General features: G+C 42.2%; 22 protein-coding genes. 16 read left to right on the forward strand and 6 right to left on the reverse strand.

Translation table 11 applies throughout. The annotated features are described in order from the left end of the window. The first annotated feature begins 153 nt into the window (after window positions 1-153). From FTV52_RS04590 to ruvB, 3 genes are all read left to right on the forward strand, one after another. Window positions 154-1,494, forward strand: a complete 1,341-nt coding sequence (locus FTV52_RS04590) for a deoxyguanosinetriphosphate triphosphohydrolase (protein ID WP_104851741.1) — start codon at window positions 154-156, stop codon at window positions 1,492-1,494. Between the two features lie 129 nt (window positions 1,495-1,623). After that, window positions 1,624-2,226: a Holliday junction branch migration protein RuvA gene (ruvA, locus tag FTV52_RS04595; RefSeq protein ID WP_178865673.1), complete on the forward strand. Its 603-nt coding sequence runs from the start codon at window positions 1,624-1,626 to the stop codon at window positions 2,224-2,226. A 242-nt stretch (window positions 2,227-2,468) separates the two neighbouring features. Next, on the forward strand, window positions 2,469-3,476 hold the full coding sequence (gene ruvB, locus FTV52_RS04600; RefSeq protein ID WP_004971787.1) for a Holliday junction branch migration DNA helicase RuvB: 1,008 nt from the start codon (window positions 2,469-2,471) through the stop codon (window positions 3,474-3,476). Window positions 3,477-3,558: 82 nt separating this feature from the next. Here ruvB and FTV52_RS04605 read toward each other — a convergent pair whose 3' ends face one another. After that, the gene (locus FTV52_RS04605; RefSeq protein WP_179989289.1) at window positions 3,559-4,137 is read right to left on the reverse strand and encodes a hypothetical protein; all 579 of its coding nucleotides are present in this window, start codon (window positions 4,135-4,137) and stop codon (window positions 3,559-3,561) included. A gap of 228 nt (window positions 4,138-4,365) precedes the next feature. On the opposite strand from FTV52_RS04605, the gene ybgC reads away from it, so the two are divergent. The 6 genes from ybgC to pal all read left to right on the forward strand — a co-directional run bounded on the left by ybgC (window position 4,366) and on the right by pal (window position 9,308). Further along, the gene (gene ybgC, locus FTV52_RS04610; protein WP_004971791.1) at window positions 4,366-4,773 is read left to right on the forward strand and encodes a tol-pal system-associated acyl-CoA thioesterase; all 408 of its coding nucleotides are present in this window, start codon (window positions 4,366-4,368) and stop codon (window positions 4,771-4,773) included. 27 nt (window positions 4,774-4,800) lie between these two features. After that, window positions 4,801-5,499: a protein TolQ gene (tolQ, locus tag FTV52_RS04615; RefSeq protein WP_179989288.1), complete on the forward strand. Its 699-nt coding sequence runs from the start codon at window positions 4,801-4,803 to the stop codon at window positions 5,497-5,499. After that, window positions 5,499-5,948: a protein TolR gene (gene tolR / locus FTV52_RS04620; protein WP_070154130.1), complete on the forward strand. Its 450-nt coding sequence runs from the start codon at window positions 5,499-5,501 to the stop codon at window positions 5,946-5,948. The genes tolQ and tolR overlap by 1 nt, the downstream gene beginning before the upstream one ends. A gap of 3 nt (window positions 5,949-5,951) precedes the next feature. Then, on the forward strand, window positions 5,952-7,190 hold the full coding sequence (gene tolA, locus FTV52_RS04625; RefSeq protein WP_179990100.1) for a cell envelope integrity protein TolA: 1,239 nt from the start codon (window positions 5,952-5,954) through the stop codon (window positions 7,188-7,190). 193 nt (window positions 7,191-7,383) lie between these two features. Next, a complete protein-coding gene (gene tolB / locus FTV52_RS04630) occupies window positions 7,384-8,667 on the forward strand; it encodes a Tol-Pal system beta propeller repeat protein TolB (RefSeq protein WP_026438303.1) in 1,284 nt (427 codons plus the stop codon). 71 nt (window positions 8,668-8,738) lie between these two features. After that, on the forward strand, window positions 8,739-9,308 hold the full coding sequence (gene pal / locus FTV52_RS04635; protein WP_131261174.1) for a peptidoglycan-associated lipoprotein Pal: 570 nt from the start codon (window positions 8,739-8,741) through the stop codon (window positions 9,306-9,308). A gap of 156 nt (window positions 9,309-9,464) precedes the next feature. On the opposite strand, the gene FTV52_RS04640 is transcribed toward pal, so the two are convergent. Then, on the reverse strand, window positions 9,465-9,650 hold the full coding sequence (locus FTV52_RS04640; RefSeq protein ID WP_004971800.1) for an NF038105 family protein: 186 nt from the start codon (window positions 9,648-9,650) through the stop codon (window positions 9,465-9,467). A gap of 177 nt (window positions 9,651-9,827) precedes the next feature. Here FTV52_RS04640 and FTV52_RS04645 point away from each other — a divergent pair, with 177 nt between their 5' ends. From FTV52_RS04645 to FTV52_RS04665, 5 genes are all read left to right on the forward strand, one after another. Further along, window positions 9,828-10,802 (forward strand): class 1 fructose-bisphosphatase, encoded by a 975-nt coding sequence (locus FTV52_RS04645; protein WP_179990102.1) that lies wholly within the window; start codon window positions 9,828-9,830, stop codon window positions 10,800-10,802. Window positions 10,803-10,852: 50 nt separating this feature from the next. Next, window positions 10,853-11,629 carry an RNA methyltransferase gene (locus tag FTV52_RS04650; protein ID WP_154320905.1) on the forward strand — a complete coding sequence of 259 codons (777 nt, stop codon included), beginning with the start codon at window positions 10,853-10,855 and terminating at the stop codon, window positions 11,627-11,629. A gap of 156 nt (window positions 11,630-11,785) precedes the next feature. Further along, window positions 11,786-12,400, forward strand: a complete 615-nt coding sequence (locus FTV52_RS04655; RefSeq protein ID WP_179989349.1) for an RNA polymerase sigma factor — start codon at window positions 11,786-11,788, stop codon at window positions 12,398-12,400. Then, complete coding sequence (locus FTV52_RS04660; RefSeq protein WP_004971804.1) at window positions 12,397-12,717, forward strand: hypothetical protein; 321 nt, start codon at window positions 12,397-12,399, stop codon at window positions 12,715-12,717. Before FTV52_RS04655 ends, FTV52_RS04660 begins: the two co-directional genes overlap by 4 nt. Further along, a complete protein-coding gene (locus FTV52_RS04665; RefSeq protein WP_004971806.1) occupies window positions 12,707-13,108 on the forward strand; it encodes a DUF3106 domain-containing protein in 402 nt (133 codons plus the stop codon). Before FTV52_RS04660 ends, FTV52_RS04665 begins: the two co-directional genes overlap by 11 nt. Window positions 13,109-13,208: 100 nt before the next feature. On the opposite strand, the gene FTV52_RS04670 is transcribed toward FTV52_RS04665, so the two are convergent. From FTV52_RS04670 to cxpE, 4 genes are all read right to left on the reverse strand, one after another. Further along, entirely contained in the window at window positions 13,209-15,623 is a 2,415-nt protein-coding gene (locus FTV52_RS04670; RefSeq protein WP_257221667.1) for a CSLREA domain-containing protein, read from the reverse strand. Window positions 15,624-15,680: 57 nt separating this feature from the next. Further along, a complete protein-coding gene (gene rbtA / locus FTV52_RS04675; protein ID WP_179990105.1) occupies window positions 15,681-17,498 on the reverse strand; it encodes a rhombotarget A in 1,818 nt (605 codons plus the stop codon). A 122-nt stretch (window positions 17,499-17,620) separates the two neighbouring features. Next, entirely contained in the window at window positions 17,621-18,325 is a 705-nt protein-coding gene (gene hda, locus FTV52_RS04680) for a DnaA regulatory inactivator Hda (protein WP_004971812.1), read from the reverse strand. Between the two features lie 14 nt (window positions 18,326-18,339). Then, the gene (gene cxpE, locus FTV52_RS04685) at window positions 18,340-19,560 is read right to left on the reverse strand and encodes a chloramphenicol efflux transporter CxpE (RefSeq protein ID WP_167845886.1); all 1,221 of its coding nucleotides are present in this window, start codon (window positions 19,558-19,560) and stop codon (window positions 18,340-18,342) included. A 134-nt stretch (window positions 19,561-19,694) separates the two neighbouring features. Here cxpE and purM point away from each other — a divergent pair, with 134 nt between their 5' ends. Together purM and purN are read left to right on the forward strand one after the other, a co-directional pair. Beyond that, window positions 19,695-20,765 (forward strand): phosphoribosylformylglycinamidine cyclo-ligase, encoded by a 1,071-nt coding sequence (purM, locus tag FTV52_RS04690; RefSeq protein WP_104853216.1) that lies wholly within the window; start codon window positions 19,695-19,697, stop codon window positions 20,763-20,765. Between the two features lie 10 nt (window positions 20,766-20,775). After that, complete coding sequence (gene purN / locus FTV52_RS04695) at window positions 20,776-21,405, forward strand: phosphoribosylglycinamide formyltransferase (protein ID WP_179990107.1); 630 nt, start codon at window positions 20,776-20,778, stop codon at window positions 21,403-21,405. The last annotated feature ends 25 nt before the right edge of the window (window positions 21,406-21,430 follow it).

The following is a 21,430-nucleotide window of genomic DNA, read 5'->3' on the forward strand; positions in this document are numbered from 1 at the left end:
CCCCAAAAAAAAATTTAAAGTACGCTTCGCCACAAACTTATCCCCCATTTTGTATGAATTTAGATTTAAAAAGACAAGCCATGTCGCACGCCCCTAGAGCTTTTGTCATTTTTTTGGCATGATGCAAAACAAGCACATAGTGAATAATGATAAATGACTCAAATGCGTTGGTTAGAACTGCTTTCCACAGTTCGAATTGGTAGTAAAAAACAAAGTACAGAACAGGCGCGCAGCCCTTTTCATAAAGATTATGACCGTATTATTTTTTCGCAAAGTTTTAGACAGTTAAACCGTAAAACCCAAGTCCATCCATTGACTCAACACGATGGTATTCACACTCGCCTAACCCATTCTTTAGAAGTGTCTTGTATTGGACGTTCATTAGGGATGTTGGCTGCAGAAAAAATTAAAGACCACTTGCCTATGTGGATTTCCCCTGCCGATGTCGGTGCGATTATTCAAGCCGCATGCTTGGCACATGATATTGGCAATCCACCTTTCGGACATGCAGGCGAATACGCCATTCGTGAATGGTTTGATGATGCTTCACACGGCAATTTCCTCGCCAAACTTAGTGATGAAGAAGAAGCCGATGTCCGTCAGTTTGAAGGCAATGCGCAAGGTTTACGGCTACTCACCAAAATTGACTACCATCCAAATGATGGCGGCATGCGTTTAACCTATGCCACTTTAGGCGCTTATTTAAAATATCCATGGCTCTCCAAAACCATTGCCGAACAAGGCAACCGCCCTGCCAATCAACGTGATAAGTTTGGTTGTTACCAAGCCGAAAAAGAAATTCTCAAACAAATTGCAGAACAGCTTGGTCTGATTCAATTGGGCGATTATCACTATTGCCGTCATCCACTGACATATTTATTGGAAGCAGCAGATGATATTTGCTATGCCTTAATTGATTTGGAAGATGGCATTATCTTAAACATGCTCAGCTATGAAGAAGTTGAACCGATCTTTTTAAACTTGATTGGTGACTACGGCATTCCCGCAGAACTGGCGATGGCACGTACCACATGGCAACAAAAAATTGCCGCTTTGCGTGGTCGGGTCATGAAGCGTTTGGTCGATGAAGTCACTACAGCATTTGCCAAACACCATTTGGAAATTCTGATGGGACAACTTAAAGGCAGTCTTTTACAATATTGCTCGGCAGATATTGAAATTGGTATTAATCGCGCCAAAGACTTAGCTCGTGAGAAAATTTTCGAGCATCCACAAAAGGCAGGGCTGGAAATTATTGCGCATCAAAGTTTACAAAACATTTTGGATGCGTTTATTCCACTCACCACGCCACATAAAACCCTAAGTTTTAAAGAGCAGCGTTTAATGTCAATCTTGCAACGCTCAGGGGCAGATTTTGCGCATAATCACTATGACAATATTATGCAAGTCTTGGATATTATCTCTAAGTTTTCAGATCACCAAGCCTATAACTTATCGCAAGAATTACAAGGCAATAAGGTCGGCTTGCTATAATGAGTAATTTGCATATCAATACTTGTATCTAAATAGAAGTAGGATTTAAGCGCAGATTTTGCCTTTTGTGAAAATGCGCTCTACTATGCGAACAGCAACTTATTTTAAATTAATCAGTGAACCACAAATATGATCGGATGTCTTATTGGCGAAGTATTGGCTTTAGAAGCACCAACCGTGTTGCTGAATGTAAATGGTGTGGGCTATGAAATTGACACACCACTCACCACATTTTGCCAGTTACAAAAGGGGCAGAAAATTACCCTGTGGACGCATTTAGCTGTGCGTGAAGATGCTCAATTGTTATATGGCTTTTTAGAAGCCCAAGAAAAAACCATTTTCCGTACTTTACTCAAAGTCAATGGTGTCGGCCCGAAAATGGCGCTAGGTATTTTATCAACCTTGAGTGTCGAATTACTGATTCACACCGTAGAACATGAAGACATTAACACCCTGATTAAAGTACCGGGTGTGGGCAAAAAAACCGCTGAACGCCTGATGATTGAATTACGTGATCGCTTTAAAGCCATGTCCAACGAAGTGAGCAGCAGCAATTCCACTGTGACCCAAATTCAGTTTACAGGCAATTCTGCTGTTGCCGAAGCCGAAGCCGCTTTACAATCTTTAGGTTATAAACCTGCCGAAGCACAAAAACTGATTAATGCAGTTAAGGCCGATTTTACTGAAGCCAGTGATATTATCCGTGCAGCATTAAAGTCGATGAATAAATAAAAGATGCCAACAAACCTAGCGTAAGTTCATCTTTCCAATATTGGATACATGACTGGCGACATGGATGTCGCCCGTTGAGTTGGGGTATAGGGATATACCCTCAACTCAACATAAGATTTTTGTTACTTTTGATCTTTCAAAAGTAAAATCATGCCTTCGCAAAGGCATTTAAACGCAACTCATACTTTGAGGCTGTGCATGCAGCATCAAAATGCCCAGCTCAAGAGATTAGTTAACACGATATGCAAGACCGTCTAATCAGTGGTTCTGAAAAACCCGAAGATCAAATTGATCGCGCCATTCGCCCCACTTCACTCGATGACTATATTGGGCAACCTGTAGTGCGTGAACAAATGGAAATTTTCATTGGTGCAGCCCGTGGACGCGCAGAAGCACTGGACCACACCCTGATTTTTGGACCACCAGGTTTAGGTAAAACCACACTCGCCAATATTATTGCCCGTGAAATGGGCGGCAATCTTAAATCCACTTCAGGGCCTGTCTTGGAACGCGCAGGTGATTTAGCCGCCATGCTGACCAATCTTGAAGAAGGCGATGTGTTATTTATTGATGAAATCCATCGTCTTTCACCTGTGATTGAAGAAATTTTGTATCCAGCGATGGAAGATTATCAACTGGACATCATGATTGGTGAAGGGCCTGCAGCACGCTCCATTAAACTGGACTTGCCACCATTTACCCTTGTCGCCGCCACCACACGCGCAGGTTTACTCACCTCACCGTTGCGTGACCGTTTTGGTATTGTGCAGCGTTTGGAATTTTACTCGGTTGAAGATTTGACCCATATTGTCAAACGTTCGGCAAGTCTAATGGATGTGCCAATGACCGATGCAGGAGCTAATGAAGTCGCTCGTCGTTCGCGCGGTACACCACGTATTGCCAACCGATTATTGCGTCGCGTTCGTGACTATGCGCAGGTCAAAGGCACAGGTGAAGTCACGCAAGAGATGGCACAACGTGCGCTAGATATGCTGAATGTCGATAAAGATGGTTTAGATACCTTAGACCGTCGTTATTTATCAATGTTATTAGAGCGTTTTGATGGTGGGCCTGCAGGTGTGGAAGCTTTGGCCGCTGCTATGGCTGAAGACTCTGGCACTTTGGAAGATGTAATTGAACCATACCTAATTCAACAAGGTTATGTAATGCGAACCGCTCGCGGGCGTATTGCGACCAATATGGCGTATTTACAATTTGGGATGACACCGCCAGAGCCAAAAGAAAAATAGCTCAAAGGAAAAAATAGCTTGAAGGGAGCTATCTCCCTTTAAGCTATTAAATATTTAGGTCAATTGGGTCTGTAGATAGACCCTAATTTTCAATAATACGCACATCTTCAATAAGCATTAATTCACACGCGCCCGCCCCTGTATCATGACGGCTTAAAGAACTGCGCCACTGCCACCCATCTGCGGCAGTAACTTCAACCAATTTACCTTTCAAATAAATCAAATCATCTTCATCAATCTGTTTTAACTGTGTCGCAATCGCGGGTGTGGCAGGAATTAAATGCGTATTAGCGCTCAAACTTGCAATCTCTTGCACAGGAATCGGTGGTGCTTGTTCATAACGCCAATGATACCAACGGTTGCTTTGACGAATAGACAACTGTTTATACACTTCAGGCTTGGCCATTTCGCCCCATCCCAAAGCAAAATCGACAGGGCTAAGTTCGGCTTCACGTCCAAAATTATAATTTTCACGTGACAATACCCGAAACTCACCTTCATAGGTTTCCAAAGCTTGAATGGTATAGTCTTTAAATTGATGCACTTGCTGCGATGACTGATAGGTTGTGCTATCCGCAATTCCTCCATCTGGCTGGAACAGCGTCATCCACAACAAATACAATATGGCAATTACCACAAAAAATTTAACTAAACGGCTCATGTGCTGCTCATTGGGGTGGATCATCTGCATGTATCAGGCAGGCAGCTAATTTTAACTTAAAAGCATGTTTGAAATCTTGTGCCATTGGACGAAGCGTTGAGAATGATAAACTGCCACGCTATACACAGCTTGACTTATAGCCCCGATTCACGTCAATTTCACAGACACGGCGTAAGCTATAAGTATTGCTTATCAAACAACTTTGCAACATTGAAGCGGAACATCATCATGGCGAATAAATTTGAATTTAAAATTCGTATCTATATGGAAGATACTGATGCAGGCGGCATTGTTTACCACGCCAACCATATTCGCTTTATGGAACGTACCCGTACCGAATGGCTTCGTGCATCGGGTGTTGATCATTATTGGCATCAACAAGATTACAACTTTGTCGTGCATAAAATTAACGTGAAATATTCACGTCCAATCTTAATGGATGACCTAATTACTGTTACAGCAAGTGTAGTTTCGTGTAAAGCGTCATCATTTGTATTGCAACAAAATATTTATCGTGGTGAAATCATGCTTGCATCTGGCGAGGTTGAATTGGCCTGTCTTGGTTCAGATATGAAACCACGTCGTCTGCCAGATGAAATTCGTAGCCTTATTCTGAAAGAATTAGGACAAGATTAAAAAAATGAATTGGCACATGTAGTAACTATGGCAACACAACTCGAATCATCTCTTCAAGTATCAGATCTTATTTTACAAGCAAGTCCTGTTGTTCAGCTGGTAATGCTCTCGCTGCTTTTAGCATCATTATACAGTTGGTATCTGATTGCCAAGTTACACATGAGCTATAAAAAAGCACAGGCAGATGATCAGCATTTCCAAAAAATCTTCTGGTCTGGTGCAGAATTAAATACGCTTTACAACAACGCACAGCTCAATTCAAAACGTGTCGGTTTGGAAGATATTTTCTATCAAGGCTTAGGTGAGTTTTTAAAACTCAAAAAGCGCCAAGCGCCTGCTCCACAAACCATTGAAGGCACAGAACGTATTTTACGTGTCGGTTTAAGCCGCGACCAAGCTCAACTTGAACAAGGCTTAGGTGCATTAGCCAGCATTGGTTCGGTTGCGCCATACGTTGGTTTATTTGGTACCGTCTGGGGCATTATGAATGCCTTTATTGGACTGGCAGATGTCGATCAAGTCACATTGGCAACAGTCGCACCAGGGATTGCCGAAGCCCTCATTGCCACAGCCATTGGTTTATTTGCCGCCATTCCTGCGGTACTTGCCTTTAACCATTACACCGCCAAAGGCGAAGCGATTTATTCTGATCGTGCTTTATTTGCCGAGGAAATGGTGGCTTTATTACAACGTCAATCTTTAGGCAATACTAAGGATCACGACTAATGGCCATTCAACGCTCAGGACGCTTCGAGCGCATTAAGAAACCACTCAAAAGTGACATGAATGTAGTGCCCTATATTGATGTCATGTTGGTGTTATTGGTGATTTTTATGGTTACTGCACCGATGATTACCAGTGGGATTCAAGTCGATTTACCTCAAGCCAATGGTAATCCAATTGAATCGAAAGATGCCCCTGCTTTGGTGACTTTAAATAAAGATGGGCAATATTTTTTAGAATACAAAGAACACAAAGCCGAACCTTTGGAATTAGCCCAACTGAAACAAATTTTGACCGATGCTCAAATTCAAGCCAAAGCTGAAAACAAAGAGTTTCAGGTTGTTATTCGCGGTCATAATACACGCCCTTATGGTGATGTGATTGCGTTAATGTCTGACTTACAAGATGCGGGTTTAACCCAAGTTGGATTGCTGACCGAGCCTTTAAAGTAATTTATGAAAGATTTTAAAAAGCCACCTTTTCAACAAAAAGCCATCGCGATTGGGTTCACCGTAGGTGTCCACCTTATCGCAGTGGTTGGCTTGCTTTATTTGGGCATGAGTAAAGCACCTGAGCCGCCTAAACCCATTAAAACGGTATTAATAAAACCAGAAGATTTAAAACCCTTATTAGAAACTAAATCTGCTGAAACCACACATGAAAATGTAGCAGAGCAAATTACTCAAACAGCCGAGCCTGCTCTTGAACCTGCCCCTGTCATTCCAACACCTGCAGCGGCTCCTACGCCACCCGCTCCTCAAGTTGATACACAAAAAACTGCACAAGCAGCAGAGGCTCAAGCACGTGCAGAACGACAAGCTGCTGAAGCCAAACAAATTGCAGAGGCTCAAGCACGTGCAGAACGACAAGCTGCTGAAGCCAAACAAATTGCAGAGCGACAAAAACTAGAAGCTGAACGCTTAAAAGCTCAACAAGCACGCGCCGAAGAACGTGCTCAACGAGAAGCTGACGCCAAAGCAAAAGCTCAAGCCGATGCCAAAGCACGTGCTGAAGCAGATGCTGTACGTCGTAAAGAAGCCGAAGCCCTGAAAAAAGCAGAAGCGGCAGAAAGACGTCAACTCGAAGCCAATGCAGCAGCAAAACGCAAAGCTGAAGCAGATGCAAAAGCCAAGGCAGATGCTGAGGCAAAACGTAAAGCTGACGCAGATGCAAAAACCAAAGCAGATGCCGATGCAAAACGTAAAGCTGCAGCAGATGCAAAAGCCAAAGCTGATGCCGACGCAAAACGTAAAGCTGCTGCAGATGCAAAAGCCAAAGCTGATGCCGAAGCAAAACGTAAGGCTGACGCAGATGCAAAAGCCAAAGCTGATGCCGAAGCGAAGGCACGTGCCGATACTGAAGCCAAAGCTTCAGCTGCCAAACAAGCTGCAGAAGAAGCCGCTCAGAAAAAGGCCGAAGTAAGACGTATTGCATCCACAGCTAAACGTGATTTTGAAAATAAAATTAGACGAGCATGGGATACCCCAGCAGGTTCTTCAGGTCAACGTGCAACTGCTCGTGTGACTTTAAGTGACAGTGGTGCAGTTCAGTCTGTCGTGGTTAATTCTAGCGATCCTGATATGAAGGCCAGTGTAGAGGCTGCCGTTCGTGCTGCTGCGCCTTATCCGATGCCGTCAGACTCAGAGGCACGACGCGAAGCACGTAGCTTCACCTCTACCTTTACAGCACAATAAGTTACCAGTTAGCCGAATAACATCTATTCGGCTAACTCCTTCTCAAAATATTCGTGAGTATAAATAAATTTAAATTTTCACAGTGTTATAACAGTTTTATTATAAATTCATGCTTTCATTCCTACCAAAGCATGCCATTATGTACCACAATTACATCCAAAAAAGTTATGTTGATTTGAGAAAATAGCGAATGATGGAAACAACGCGTAAACACCTACTTTGTCTTGCTATTTTAACTGCGCTTAGCCCAGTTTTAAGCACACAATCTTTTGCACAACTGCATTTAGAAATTGCCAAAGCACCAGAAGAAGCACCTAAAATTGCCATTGTGCCGTTTGGCAATGATCAAAGTATTTATCCTATTGTAGAAAACGATTTAAACCGTTCAGGCAAATTCACCAGTTCATCTAAAAACCTTGCTGCAACTGCAAGCATGAACAATCCAAATGCAGCTGCATGGCAAGCCGCAGGTGTACCTTATGTGGTGACGGGAAATGTCAAAGCCACTGCAGAAGGCGGTTATGAAGTTCATTACCAACTTTATGATGTGCAAAAACAGCAATACTTATTGAATGAATTATTAAGCGTGCCTGCGTCACGCGTACGTTCTGCTGCACACATGATCAGTGATGCCATTTATGAAGCACTCACGGGCATTAAAGGTGACTTTAGCGGACGCATTGCTTATGTACTGCGCAACCCTGCAACACCTGAACAACGCTATACCCTGCAAATTGCCGATACTGATGGTGAACAGCCTAAAACCATTTTGACTTCGCGTGATCCTATTTTATCGCCTGCGTGGACACCAGATGCCAAAAAAATTGCCTATGTGTCGTTTGAAACCAAACGCCCTGCTATTTATGTGCAAGATTTGGCGACAGGTCAGCGTGAAAAATTAGCCAGTTTCCGTGGTTTAAATGGTGCTCCAAGCTTCTCACCAGATGGTCAAAGTATGTTGTTTACCGCATCCATGCATGGCAATCCAGAAATTTATCAAATGAATTTAAGCACCCGTGAACTGCGACGCATGACCAATGACAGTGCGATTGATACCGAAGCACGTTATGCACCAGATGGTAAATCATTTATTTACACTTCAGATCGTGGTGGTTCCGCACAAATTTATCGTTATGACTTTGCCACAGGCAGCAGCAAACGCCTAACCTTCCGCGGTGCATTTAACGCACGTGGTACGCTCAGTGCCGACGGTCGTAAACTGGCATTGGTACATCGTCCAAGTGGCAGTAACTACAAAGTCGCAATTCAAGACATCAACACCAATATCACCAATATTTTAACCCCAACCAGTTTGGATGAGTCGCCAAGCTTCTCACCAAATGGGCAAATGGTAGTGTACGCGACACGCGAAGGTGCTCGTGGCTTATTATCGATTATGTCTTTAGATGGTCGCTTCCGCATGAACTTACCTAGTGAACAAGGTGAAGTGCGTGAACCTGCGTGGGCACCAAAATAATGAGTACCCGCAAAGTAAATACGTTTTCAGTTCTGTTTTAAAACCAAAAATCAAGCTTCATGGAGATGAGGATGAACGCAGTTAAATTATTGGTACTCCCTGTTTTGGCATCGGCTTTAGTGATGACAGGTTGTGCAAACCGCAAACCAACGACTGACTTACAAGCAGGTCAAACACCAAGTGGCGCAACCACAGTCAACACCCAAGGTTTGAGTGAAGATGCAGCTTTAAATGCACAAAACCTTGCAGGTGCATCTGCTAAAGGTGTAACCGAAGCCAACAAAGCTTTCTTAGCAAAGCGCGTGGTGCATTTTGACTACGACAGCAGCGAATTATCTAATGATGATTACCAGACTCTACAAGCACATGCACAGTTTTTAATGGCCAATGCCAATTCTAAAGTGGCACTTACAGGTCATACCGATGAGCGTGGTACACGTGAATACAACATGGCATTGGGCGAGCGTCGTGCCAAAGCAGTTGAAAGTTTCTTAATCACCAGCGGCGTTAACGCAGGTCAGCTTGAAGCAGTGAGCTATGGTAAAGAAATGCCAGTCAACCCTGGACATGATGAAAATGCATGGAAAGAAAACCGTCGCGTAGAAATTAACTACGAAGCTGTTCCACCATTATTGAAATAATAATTTGCTGTTTGGGAAAAACTCGTTTAGAACGTGTTTCCCCAATACGAAAAAAGCGCTCTTTATTACAAGGGCGCTTTTTTATGACATAAAAAACTAGGCAAACGAATATTTTAAAAACTAACAGATAAGTGCAGAAATACAGCTTTGCTTCAGTTATTCCGACTCGGCATCAGCTTTTGCAGTTTGCATAGATTCAATCAAATCATGCTTGTTAAACTTTTTATATTCAGGTTTAGACTCGTAATCTTTCCAAGCGGCTTTCATCTTGTCCTCAGAAATATCGTCTAAACTAATCCCTTCGCTTGGCGTTGGAGTCGCATCAAACTTTAACGTTGTCATATCTGTGCTCCTATCTCAAATTAAATCCTTCACATCAACATAGCACTTTCTGCAGGACTTGCAAGGGTAAAATCACAGCAAATAGTCGAGTTTAATTTTTCTTTTAACGCGTTCTCATCTAAACTATTGCAGCATATTGTTATCCTCATTTTTGCAGTCATTCGGAGTTTTCCAGTCATGTCATACCGCACCCTTTCCCAATTTCTACAACAACAAACTGGAAATTTAACACCCGAACTTGCTCAAGTAATTGAAACTATAGCCAATACTTGCAAAACAATTGACCAAACATTACAAAAAGGTGCATTGGCGGGCGTATTAGGCAGTGCACAAAATGAAAACGTACAAGGCGAAGAACAAAAGAAATTAGATGTTATTTCAAATGATTATTTAATTGAAGCGTTACAAAAACATCCTAATGTGGGTGGTTTGGCGTCGGAAGAATTAGACGAATTCACTCCTGCTCAGGAAAATGGTCAATATTTAGTGTTATTTGACCCACTGGATGGTTCAAGCAACATCGACATCAATATGTGTGTGGGTACTATTTTCTCAATTTTACCTGCAAAACATGCCGTGACCCAAGCTGCAGACTTTATGCAAGCAGGTACACAACAAGTTGCTGCAGGTTATGTCCTGTATGGCCCATCTACCATGATGGCGCTCACTGTTGGTGCAGGCGTGGTATTCTTTACCTTTGACCCAGAAAGCCAAGAGTTTTTGGTGACTGCAGACAACATTCAAGTTGCTGCCGATACAAAAGAATACGCGATCAATGCTTCAAACCAACGCCATTGGGAAGCACCTGTAAAACGCTATATTGATGAACTTTTGGCTGGTAAAACTGGGCCACGCGAAAAAGACTTTAACATGCGTTGGGTTGCATGTATGGTGGGCGATATTCACCGTATCCTTTGCCGTAGCGGGGTTTTCATGTATCCATACGACTTAAAAGACCCGAAAAAAGCAGGTCGTTTACGTTTAATGTATGAAGCCAATCCAATGAGTATGCTCATGGAACAAGCAGGCGGTGCGGCAACCACAGGTCGTGTGCGTATTTTAGACATCCAACCCACAGACCTACATCAACGTGTGCCTGTCATCATTGGCTCAAAAAATGAAGTCGATTTGGTCAGCAGCTACCATCAATAATTTTTAACAACAGCAGTCGGCCATTCGCTGACTGCTGTGGATTTTATCGCATGCCTACGATTTTTTTAGAATCAAAAGATAACCCGAAAATTAAACACTTACGTGGTTTAATTGAACAAAATAACTATCGCAAAAAACAGGGACAAACGGTACTTGAAGGTACACATTTGTGTCTGGCGTGGTTACATGAAAATAAAAAAATCAATTCGATTTTTACCACCGAACATGCACTAAGCCATCCTGACTATGAGCGTATTTTGGCTAAATACACAGGCGTGGTCTTTGTCATTGGCGAATCTTTATATAAAGATTTAAGCACTTTAGGCACTTCCCTTGCCTGTTTAGCCATTGTCGACGTGCCAAGTTCAAGCCAAGCTTTAGACTTTAAAGCAGACACACTGATTTTAGAAAATGTGCAAGATCCGGGTAATGTCGGCACCTTATTGCGCTCTGCAGCAGCAGCAGGTATTGAACAAATTATTTGTACCAAAGGTTCTGCCTCACTTTGGTCGCCACGGGTGTTACGTGCAGGCATGGGCGCACACTTTAGCTTGCATACCTTTGAAAATATTGAACTCGAAGATGTCTTAGCACAATTTCAGATTCCTGTATATGTGACCAGTTCACACCATGCAGAAAGTCTCTATTCCAAAAATCTGCGTAAGGCTTGCGTCTGGATTCTAGGCAATGAAGGTCAAGGTGTGTCCAATTATGCCTTACAGCATGCAGAAGCGGTAAGTATTCCACAACCAGGTGGACAGGAATCTTTGAATGTGGCAATTGCAGGCTCAATCTGTTTCTTTGAAATGGTACGCCAACGTCTGTAAATGGTTAATTTATTTTAAAAAGACTAGCCCTGCAAAAAAAATAGATTAGACTGAAAATAATAACTTGCAATGTCAACCAAACCATTGTTTTTAGCGTTATAAAAATATGATGTTAAAAATAATGGTGGGTATCCAATGACAGGATTTTCCATCTCTATGGATTTAAACCCGAAGTCGTCACACTCGGAAAATTTGAGTGCTCTTAAGAGTACGGCTGAGCAACGTCTGAAGAATTTCATGCAAGACGTAACGGGGCGTGCCTTAGTGATGATGGAAAGTGCAACGCAAGGACAGCACGGCATTGCTATGGATTTGGTGCAAGAAGCCTTTATTTCCTTGCATAAATCTTATGCTGACAAAGCCACAGAGGAATGGTATCCCCTGTTTTACACCATTTTAAATAACAAATTACAAGATTGGCGTCGTAAAGAAGCTCGCCGCGCTCAACCGTTTTCATGGTTCAAAAAAATCAGTTTAGATGATGACGATGTTGAACAACTTGATATTGTCGATGAGCAAGCACTCAATCCTGCAGAGTTTTTAGATCAAGCTGTGACTGTAGAAGAAATTCAGGCAGCAATTGCGGGGCTTCCTGTGCGGCAACAACAAGCTTTTATGTTACGTGCTTGGGAAGGTTTTGATACGCAAACCACCGCACAAATTATGAACTGCACTGAAGGCAGTGTAAAAACGCATTATCACCGTGCTATTCAAGCTTTACGCAAGAGTTTGGCACATATGAATCCGTATCTGGGAGGATCATCAGAATGAAACAAGATGATTTCTTAAAACAAGTGACATCTAAACTTGATGGATTGGCTCGCCACCATCAAGACAAAGCCGCGGTCATGAATCATGTCTTGGACAATATTCAAGACAAGAAAACATCGCGCTATGGGCTTTGGAAAATGTCAGGTTTTGCATTGGCTGCGGCAATTGCAGGTTTTGTGGTCTTGCCAAATTCAATGGAAATGACCACACAGCCGCAGAATCAAGCTGTATCTGTTCCTAAACTTTCTCCACAAATGGTGGAAGATTTAGAAATGTTAATGGTGTTGGGTGAGGACAAAGTTCCACATGGCAGCTAAACGAATTGTGATTGCGTGTTGTGCGCTCAGTTTTTTACAAACCAGTTTTGCAGGGTTTGAGCGTTTTTGGATTTTTTCCAAAGATGCAGATACGCAAATTTCAGAAACCTGGGAAACTCTTTCTGAAGAAGAACAATTGGCCTTAATTAAGCGCTATCAAAACTTAAAAGAAATTCCTGCAGAAAAAAGCGTAGCTTTACAGCAGCGGATGGATTGGTTTACTCAACTGCCTGATAGCGAAAAACAAAAAATGCGTGAAACTTGGCAAAAAATGAGCACGCAAGAACGTCGTGAATTAGGACAACGCTTGCAACAAGCAACACCTGAACAACGACCTTTAATTCGTCAGGAATACATTCTTAAATATCAGCAGCCTGCAATGAGTCACTAATTTTATCTGTTCATGGATAATAGAAAGTACTTGAAGTCACCAATAACAAAAGCCTCATCGTGTAAAACAGATGAGGCTTTTGCAATAAAGAGTCGGTAGATTACGATTTTCTTGGACGTTGACGATAGAACGCCAATCCGATTAAACCAAACATACCCCAGAAACCTAAGCTTCCCCCACCGCCACCACTGGCTTCATAATTGGTATTTTTCGCTGTATTTTCTAAAGTAATGGTCGCTTCAGGCGAAAATTCCAGTTCATGATCGAAAATCGTGTATTTCAGCTCATAATCAAATGGGCTAAAGCTATTTCGTACTTGAACCTGAATATTGCCACCATAACAAATTTCACCTGCATAATCCCCAGGACAAGGTGCTTGTCGATCTGCCGTAATTATCACACCTGAAGGCAATTCCTTAAAACGAATTGCCAGTTCTTGTTCTGTACTATCTTTATAGAATGCAGGCTTATTGGTATTTTCTTTCAGAGTGCTGATAGAACCATCGCCTGCATCGCTATCATTCAGCAATGGATTAAAACTCACTTTAAGATCTGTACCATATTCAAGTCGTACACGATCATCTTTTGCAATTGGGGCAATATTGCTAAATTTGCCTTCAAGTAAGCCCGAAGAATGCAAATTGCTGTCTAATTTTGAGGTAATGGTGTATTTACAATACGCTGAATCGGTTGCTTCTGTGACTTTATCATTCAATCGATACATCACAATCCGTTGCAACTGTGCATCCCATTCACATTTGAATAATGGGTCTTGGGTCAATTTATCTGTGCTAAATGTGGTACCTGAACCCGAAATTGCACCAATCCCCAATACTTCAGTGCTAATGCTAAAGTTGTCAGAATTAAGCTGTCTTAACTGAACAAATTTCCCATCTGCAGTTGGTTCATCATGCTTTAATGCCATGGCAAATGGATCAACATATATGGCACGATATTGCTGCTTGGCTTTGGTATTGGCCAACAAATCCTGCATCGTTTTCAAATCAGCATGTGATTGAGAAACGACCGAAGATGCAGCATCTTTACTTTGATCTATCGCTGACTGAATACGGTCAATTTGTTGCTGATAATTGGCAAATAAACTTTCATAAGAGACATTACTCAAGCTTTGAATATCGGCAGCGTTTAAGCGCATCACTTCTACAGAGCCAATTTCACAGGTATTTTTTGCATCAGGATTTAAAGTTAAAGTTGCATTACTCACCCGCGCTAAACCACGTTGTTCATAATCACTACACCCCATGCTGTTTACATCAATCAAATCTTTCGCAGGGTCTGAACCAAGTTTTGGATAATACAACGGCAGGAATAAATTATAAGCAGATGGTTCTTGCAAGGGCTGCAATACTTGATCAAAGCTAAGCCCTGTCAAATCCAAATTTTTAGCACCATCATAAGAACTATTTGCTGTTTCAGGCAAATCACACTCGCCTTGCTCTGTCGCTGATCCCATTGCGAATAAGGCATTGCGAATTGTGTTGATGTTGCGCGCCTGCTCTAAGCTCGCAGGGAATGCATAACGACAAGATTTACCTTGGTTAAAGGCCAACATATTAAAAGAGAGGACAATACGTGGATAATTGTCATAAAACAAAGTACTCAATGCTTTATTTTCAACAATGGTATTACTTTGCAAATACACCTGTGACAAAGTGCTAAGCGGATGATTTTCTGCATTACTTAAGTTAAAGATATGACCTTTGCTGGTATTAGCTTGGTTTTGTGCAATCGTACTGGCAGTCAACGCAAGATCTGGTTGGCCGCAAAGATCAAAAGTACTAAGACTATTTGCAGCACCATTTTTCACAATACTGCTGCGGTCAATTTTCACCATAGAGCGTGTATTGACCAAGTTGGCACTACAATCCATTGCCAACACACTACCTACTTTGGCTTGGTTCGCATGGATATAAGCATTTTCTAAATTGACTTGACGCTCCGCTTGATGAGCAACAACGTAAATTGCACCACCTTGTTCTGCATGCGAATTTTGAATTTCGACATTGTTCGCAGCTAATGGGCCTGCCACAAATAATGCACCACCCTTGCCTGCATCTGCAGGGTTTGCATTACCACCACCATGGGCATTCCCATTTTTTAGAATGACATCGTATAGCGCCACGCTGGCTTGGGTATCTGAAGTATTGATAATGCGGCTATTGCCATGTGCATTAATAGTGGTTTTTAACGGTGCAATTGAAGGATAACGATGTGTAATTGGATCTACTTGGTTATAGTCGACCGCTGTCGCCCCATAAATACGCACCATAGATTGCGGGCGTAATTCTGAGTTTAAGATATATTCCCCAGCCTGCAACTGAATCATATCGGTTGCACCACGGTTGGTATTGCCTGCGCTACATCCACCGAACGCAATATTCTGCTTGGCCGCAACTAACGCTTCACGTAATGAACATTTGCTTAAGTCTTCACCATTTTGATCTTCAAAGGTCGTGACCTGAATCACACGATTATCTGCTGCCATAAGCGACATAGCAGACAGCACCATTATCCCTAATAGTGTTTTTTTATTATTTTTCATATTCATCCTTTATGCTTTTCTACGGCGTAAACCCAACAAACCCAATAAAGTCATTAATCCGTAAGCGCTCCATGCACCACCAGAAACTTTTATTTTATCGCTTTCCATACGATTTTCATGTTCTTGAATAACTTGGACTTTCACTTCCATATAAGGTGTTGTGCTGTTAAAGCGTGTGGTGCTGGTAACTAATTTAATTTTAAAGACATCTGCACCATGCCAAGCAGAATCTGGGGTATATACCAAATTCCCCAACTCATCTACGGTCAATTTTCCTTTAGAACGTGTATCGAGTTGCTCAATTTGCACACAACCTGCTTGCCATGCTTGGCCTGTCGGATTGTTTGGATAGACTTGATCACAAAATTCTTTAGGCACCAAATCACTATCACCCAACAAATCACTCACCGACATTTTAGCAATTTGACCCGCCAAAATATCTTGACCTATAAGCCCCATAGTTTCAGGAACCATCACCTCTATTGCACCACGGTCACATAAGGTAATATCTGACTGACGGTTTTTACCGCGCTGATCTGAAGCAGCACAACCGACTACCGTATTATCCCCCAGTTGTAATTGCCCCTGATTCAACACCACAGAATCTTTCAGGCTGTTATAACTGAGCAATACGCGTGGGCGCATAAAGCCCAAGAATGAGTTTTCAGGAACTTGATATGGACAAAAGAGTGCCGTTTTATCTTGACTGAGGGTTTGGCATGCACCTTCAAGCAGATTACCTGCAAGCACCGAATTTGCAGTCCATAGCGTATTTGGATAGTTGCTATCGCCTGCTCCACAGCCTGCGCCGACTAAATTATTTTGCAATCTTGTTGCATCTGAACCTGCTTGCACACAGTTTGCTGCAGTATTGACACTGACAGGATGTGGATTACCCAAAATCACACTATTGGCAATATAGGCTTTACCCAAAGGTGCGTTGAGATACACACCACGGCTGTTACCAATCAAGCTAATGTTATTGACACCAATATCATCCAGCACATTCATGACATAGCCTTCATTTGCAGTAAAAGTACTGCTCACGATCATATTCCCCATACTAGGAAAGGCTTTGATTTCTTCATCTGCCAAACTTGCTGCAGAATAGAGATTGGCTGAAGCAACTGATATGGTTTTGTTGCCTTTAAATACTGAAGTTGTAATCACAAAGCGTGGGAATTGCGTATAAATGACGCCACCTTCCTGCGCTTGGTTAGCTTCAAGCAAGCTATTTTTGATCTCAATAAAACCTGCAGGGATCTTCTCGTCAGTCATTTGTGCGAGGTTATAAATTGCCCCACCTTGATTGGCTACACCCTGACTCAGTTTCACATAGTCTAAAATTAAATGTTCATTATTATAAATCAGACCACCTTGTTGCTGACGACAGCGTTCCTCACCGCAGCCCTGTAAAGTTAATTCTTTTAAAGAAACTTTTAAGAAACAATCCTTGCTATCTTCAATGTGGAAAATTCGCTCATTGCCGCGCATCTGAATCGTGGCATTATTCAAACCTGGGGCAGTTTTATCATTCAGACTACTGTCATAGGTGGTTTTAATTTCAAGGTTTTCTGTAATTTTAAGTTGAGTATCAATTTGATAGACGGCTTTCTTTTCTAATAAAATCACACTTGAGGCATTTTTGCCGCCACAGCCCAAATAGCCTTCTTCGGGCATGCCTAAATTAATATACTCAATGGCTTCACGCAAAGAACATTGTTGATCATCTGCTTTGGTGTCAGCAGTGGTGGTGACAATGATATTACTACTATATGCATGACCTGCGATAAACAGCATACCAATGCCGATGCTCTGCTTGAGCATAAGCGTACTCCTTGTAATTTTCTTTGTTTTTTTTCTTCTTTAGTTGCAAATTCCCTGCAACTTCGAATTATTTTCCGAATAATTTGGCATAGCTTGCGCAAATTCTCAAGTAATTTTAATTTTTACCGATATTCGTCAATTAAAGCATAAATCTGACGCAGGTTTGCTCCACTTAATTTCGTTTTCTCTCCTTTAAGTAATTGCACCAACTGTTCAAGGCTTTGCAGCAAAATCGAGGTCTGCTGTGGGCCATGTAACAACAAATAATCAATAATTTGTGGGTCGATGATAATCCCGCGACGCTCTAACACGGAACTCACTAAAGCTTGTCGGTCTGCATACAAACTGCCTGAAGGCACTTTAACACTCACTGCCTGCGTCAAACGTGATTGCAAATCGGGCAATTCAAGCTTTAATTCAATCGGTGCAAAACGTGATGAAAACACCAACTGACCACCAACCTCATTGCTGTAATTGATTAAGTGAAACACCGCACGTTGCCAATGTGGTACACCACTAATCGCTTCAATATCGTCTAAAGCAACCAAATCATAACGGTCTAAAGAGGTAATTGCTTCTGTTGGGGCATCCAATAATTCAAGTAAGGATACTTTAATAGCTGATTTGCCAATTTCTAAATAGGAATCGCAAATTGCAGACAATAAATGACTTTTGCCTGTGCCCGCACCACCATAGACATAAAAGCGATTGACCAATCCTGCATGAAGCTGTCGAACTGCATCAATCACATGCCCCCAACCCGGACCAGAAAAATCACTGATCCGTGCATCTAATTGAGGCTCGATATCTAACTGCAGTTGACGCATAGAATTGTAATCACCTAGGAGTTTTGCTGATCTGAGGGCTTTATCTTACTTGATTTTTCAGTCTGTTGCAGTGAATTTGCTGACTGAGGATCAAGCTCAATATCAATATGAACTTGTGCTGTATCAATGCTGATGTCACCCGATGCACCATCTTCCGACACCACCACAGGTTGCCCATACAAATAACTTTTTTCGTAAAAATCACGTAAATGACGCAGTAAAACCACAATCACTGCTGCTACTGGTAAAGCAATCAACATACCCATGAATCCAGCCAGTTGTGCACCTGCTAAAACAGCAAACACCACCGCGACTGGCGAAAGCCCGATTTTATCACCCAATAAAAACGGTTGTAGAATATAGCCTTCCACCGCCTGTCCAATCATAAAGACCACAAGGACTAAAACCAATTGCATCCAGTCAATGCCAAATTGTAGGAAAGTGGCAATAATGGCTGCAACAATCCCTACAGCGAAACCTAAATACGGAATAATACTAGCAAGTCCCGCAACCATCCCAATAATCAAACCGACTTCTAAACCAATCAGTTGCAATCCAGTCGCATAAACGACGCCCAACAAGATCATCACCAAAAACTGACCTTTAACGAAAGCACCTAATACACTGTGACATTCTTGCACCACAGCTAAAGTGCTTTGCTCATAAGGACGCGGAATTAAGCGACGCAGGCTGTCGAGCATACGCTGCCAGTCGAGTAGAAAATAGAAAGCAATAATTGGAATCAGCACTACGGTACCACCAATTTGAATAAAATTCAGACCAGACTGTGCAACACTCAATAACATGGCCTGAATACTATCGGCACTATAATTGGTTTGCACATAATCCATGACGATGCTGCTCATGTGCGAGGTATCAATTTCCATTTCTTCAATATGAAAAGTCGAAGACACCCACGGCAAGAAGGTCGAATTGATCCAGTTAATACCGACAGGAATACTGTCACGCGCAATCATCAACTGCTTCCAAACCAAAGGAATGATGTACCAAACTGCCAAAGTCAGCGCGATGCCAATCCCAATAAAAACCAAACTGATAGATAGCCAACGTGGCAAACCGACTTTGCAAAATTGTTCAACCAATGGGCTAAATAAATAAGCCATGAAAAATGCAACAACAAAAGGAATGACAACCGGTTTTAATAAGTACAGCACCCAAAGGAGCAGAACTATCCCAGACAGGATAAAAATGCGACGCAAGGTACGATCGACCATAGAAATTCGCCTTTTTTCAGTTTATTCGTTATAGAAGTTAAAATATTTGAATAAAGATAGCATTTTAGCGCATAAATAACATAAGAGTTTCGTATATTCAGGTATAATCGCCCCGCGAATGCGGAGACTTCATTATGAGCAACTCAACTTCTAACCCAACCACTGGTTTAAGCTATAAAGATGCTGGTGTCGATATTGAAGCGGGCGACGCGTTAGTCGATCGTATCAAATCTGTCGCTAAGCGCACGACTCGTCCTGAAGTGATGGGTGGATTAGGCGGCTTTGGCGCACTTTGTAAAATTCCGAAAGGTTATGAAGAACCTGTGCTCGTATCTGGCACAGATGGTGTAGGAACTAAATTACGTTTAGCGTTGAACCTAAACCGCCATGACACAATTGGTCAAGATTTGGTGGCAATGTGTGTAAATGACTTACTGGTGTGCGGTGCTGAACCTTTATTCTTCTTAGACTACTATGCAACAGGTCACTTAAATGTAGACGTTGCAGCCAATGTTGTTACAGGAATTGGTAAAGGCTGTGAGCTTGCAGGCTGTGCGCTTGTAGGTGGTGAAACTGCTGAAATGCCAGGCATGTATGAAGGTGAAGATTACGATCTTGCAGGCTTCTGTGTGGGCGTGGTTGAGCAAAGCAAAATTATTGATGGCTCTAAAGTAAAAGCTGGTGACGTTCTGATTGGTGTCGCTTCTTCAGGTGCACACTCAAACGGTTACTCTTTACTTCGTAAAATTTTAGACGTAAAAAATGTTGATTTAACTCAACTGGTTGATGGTCGTCCACTGGCTGACGTTGCCATGGAACCAACACGCATTTATGTCAAATCAATGCTTGAACTGTGCAAACAAGTTGATGTGCATGCTATGGCGCACATTACGGGTGGCGGTTTACCAGGTAACTTACCACGTGTATTGCCAAATGGTGCGCAAGCAGTGATTGACGAATCATCTTGGGAATGGCCAGAACTGTTCAAATTGTTACAACGTGAAGGCGGTGTAGAACAGTTTGAAATGTATCGCACCTTTAACTGTGGTGTAGGTATGGTTGTTGTTGTAGATGCCAACGATGCAGACAAAACAGTTGAACTTCTCAACAGCCTTGGCGAAAAAGCTTGGGTGATGGGTCATATTCAAGACAACGCCGAATCCGTTGAAGGCGCAGATGAAAAAATTCGCGTAATTTTTGCGTGATTTGACTCAGATGATCAAAATAGCTGTCCTCGTTTCAGGCAGCGGAAGTAACTTACAAGCCCTGATAGATGCCAATCTTTCAGGGCAAATTGTTGGGGTTATTTCCAATAAGCCTGATGCTTATGCTTTACAACGCGCTCAACAAGCAGGGATTCAAACTGCAGTGATTGAGCACAAACAATATCCGAGTCGTGAATTATTTGATGATGTCATGCATCAACAATTACTTGCATGGGATGTTGATTTGGTGGTGCTTGCGGGCTTTATGCGTATTTTAAGTGCCAAATTTGTGCACGCTTGGGAAGGTAAAATGCTCAACATTCATCCTTCACTCTTGCCGCATTATAAAGGCATGCACACCCATCAACGTGTACTCAATACAGGCGATACTTTACATGGTTGTACCGTGCATTATGTCACTGCTGAATTAGATGCAGGTCAAGCACTGGCACAAGGTGTGTTGCAAGTAAACATCCACGATGATGCCGAAAGCTTGGCGAACCGTGTGCATGTGTTGGAGCATTTGATTTATCCGCAAGTGGTTGAATGGATTTGTAACGGAACCATTCAGCACACTGCGCAAGGTGTGATGTATCGCCAACAACTGTTACAACAACCTGTGCAGTTTTGCAATTTTTAAATATTCTTTAAGTATGTAGCTTTTG

Origin of the sequence: Acinetobacter sp. YH1901141 (genome assembly GCF_013416935.1) — a bacterium.
Classification (GTDB): domain Bacteria; phylum Pseudomonadota; class Gammaproteobacteria; order Pseudomonadales; family Moraxellaceae; genus Acinetobacter; species Acinetobacter towneri.

Excerpts from the sequence above, each read along its gene's own strand:
- cxpE (WP_167845886.1), bottom strand. The coding sequence starts at position 19,560 with ATGGTCGATCGTACCTTGCGTCGCATTTTTATCCTGTCTGGGATAGTT.
- ruvA (WP_178865673.1), top strand. The coding sequence starts at position 1,624 with ATGATCGGATGTCTTATTGGCGAAGTATTGGCTTTAGAAGCACCAACC.
- tolA (WP_179990100.1), top strand. The coding sequence starts at position 5,952 with ATGAAAGATTTTAAAAAGCCACCTTTTCAACAAAAAGCCATCGCGATT.
- FTV52_RS04645 (WP_179990102.1), top strand. The coding sequence starts at position 9,828 with ATGTCATACCGCACCCTTTCCCAATTTCTACAACAACAAACTGGAAAT.
- hda (WP_004971812.1), bottom strand. The coding sequence starts at position 18,325 with ATGCGTCAACTGCAGTTAGATATCGAGCCTCAATTAGATGCACGGATC.
- tolB (WP_026438303.1), top strand. The coding sequence starts at position 7,384 with ATGGAAACAACGCGTAAACACCTACTTTGTCTTGCTATTTTAACTGCG.
- tolQ (WP_179989288.1), top strand. The coding sequence starts at position 4,801 with ATGGCAACACAACTCGAATCATCTCTTCAAGTATCAGATCTTATTTTA.
- purM (WP_104853216.1), top strand. The coding sequence starts at position 19,695 with ATGAGCAACTCAACTTCTAACCCAACCACTGGTTTAAGCTATAAAGAT.
- tolR (WP_070154130.1), top strand. The coding sequence starts at position 5,499 with ATGGCCATTCAACGCTCAGGACGCTTCGAGCGCATTAAGAAACCACTC.
- FTV52_RS04650 (WP_154320905.1), top strand. The coding sequence starts at position 10,853 with ATGCCTACGATTTTTTTAGAATCAAAAGATAACCCGAAAATTAAACAC.
- FTV52_RS04670 (WP_257221667.1), bottom strand. The coding sequence starts at position 15,623 with ATGTCGCTTATGGCAGCAGATAATCGTGTGATTCAGGTCACGACCTTT.
- ybgC (WP_004971791.1), top strand. The coding sequence starts at position 4,366 with ATGGCGAATAAATTTGAATTTAAAATTCGTATCTATATGGAAGATACT.
- FTV52_RS04660 (WP_004971804.1), top strand. The coding sequence starts at position 12,397 with ATGAAACAAGATGATTTCTTAAAACAAGTGACATCTAAACTTGATGGA.
- FTV52_RS04590 (WP_104851741.1), top strand. The coding sequence starts at position 154 with ATGACTCAAATGCGTTGGTTAGAACTGCTTTCCACAGTTCGAATTGGT.
- FTV52_RS04640 (WP_004971800.1), bottom strand. The coding sequence starts at position 9,650 with ATGACAACGTTAAAGTTTGATGCGACTCCAACGCCAAGCGAAGGGATT.
- FTV52_RS04665 (WP_004971806.1), top strand. The coding sequence starts at position 12,707 with ATGGCAGCTAAACGAATTGTGATTGCGTGTTGTGCGCTCAGTTTTTTA.
- FTV52_RS04605 (WP_179989289.1), bottom strand. The coding sequence starts at position 4,137 with ATGAGCCGTTTAGTTAAATTTTTTGTGGTAATTGCCATATTGTATTTG.
- rbtA (WP_179990105.1), bottom strand. The coding sequence starts at position 17,498 with ATGCTCAAGCAGAGCATCGGCATTGGTATGCTGTTTATCGCAGGTCAT.
- purN (WP_179990107.1), top strand. The coding sequence starts at position 20,776 with ATGATCAAAATAGCTGTCCTCGTTTCAGGCAGCGGAAGTAACTTACAA.
- ruvB (WP_004971787.1), top strand. The coding sequence starts at position 2,469 with ATGCAAGACCGTCTAATCAGTGGTTCTGAAAAACCCGAAGATCAAATT.
- pal (WP_131261174.1), top strand. The coding sequence starts at position 8,739 with ATGAACGCAGTTAAATTATTGGTACTCCCTGTTTTGGCATCGGCTTTA.
- FTV52_RS04655 (WP_179989349.1), top strand. The coding sequence starts at position 11,786 with ATGGATTTAAACCCGAAGTCGTCACACTCGGAAAATTTGAGTGCTCTT.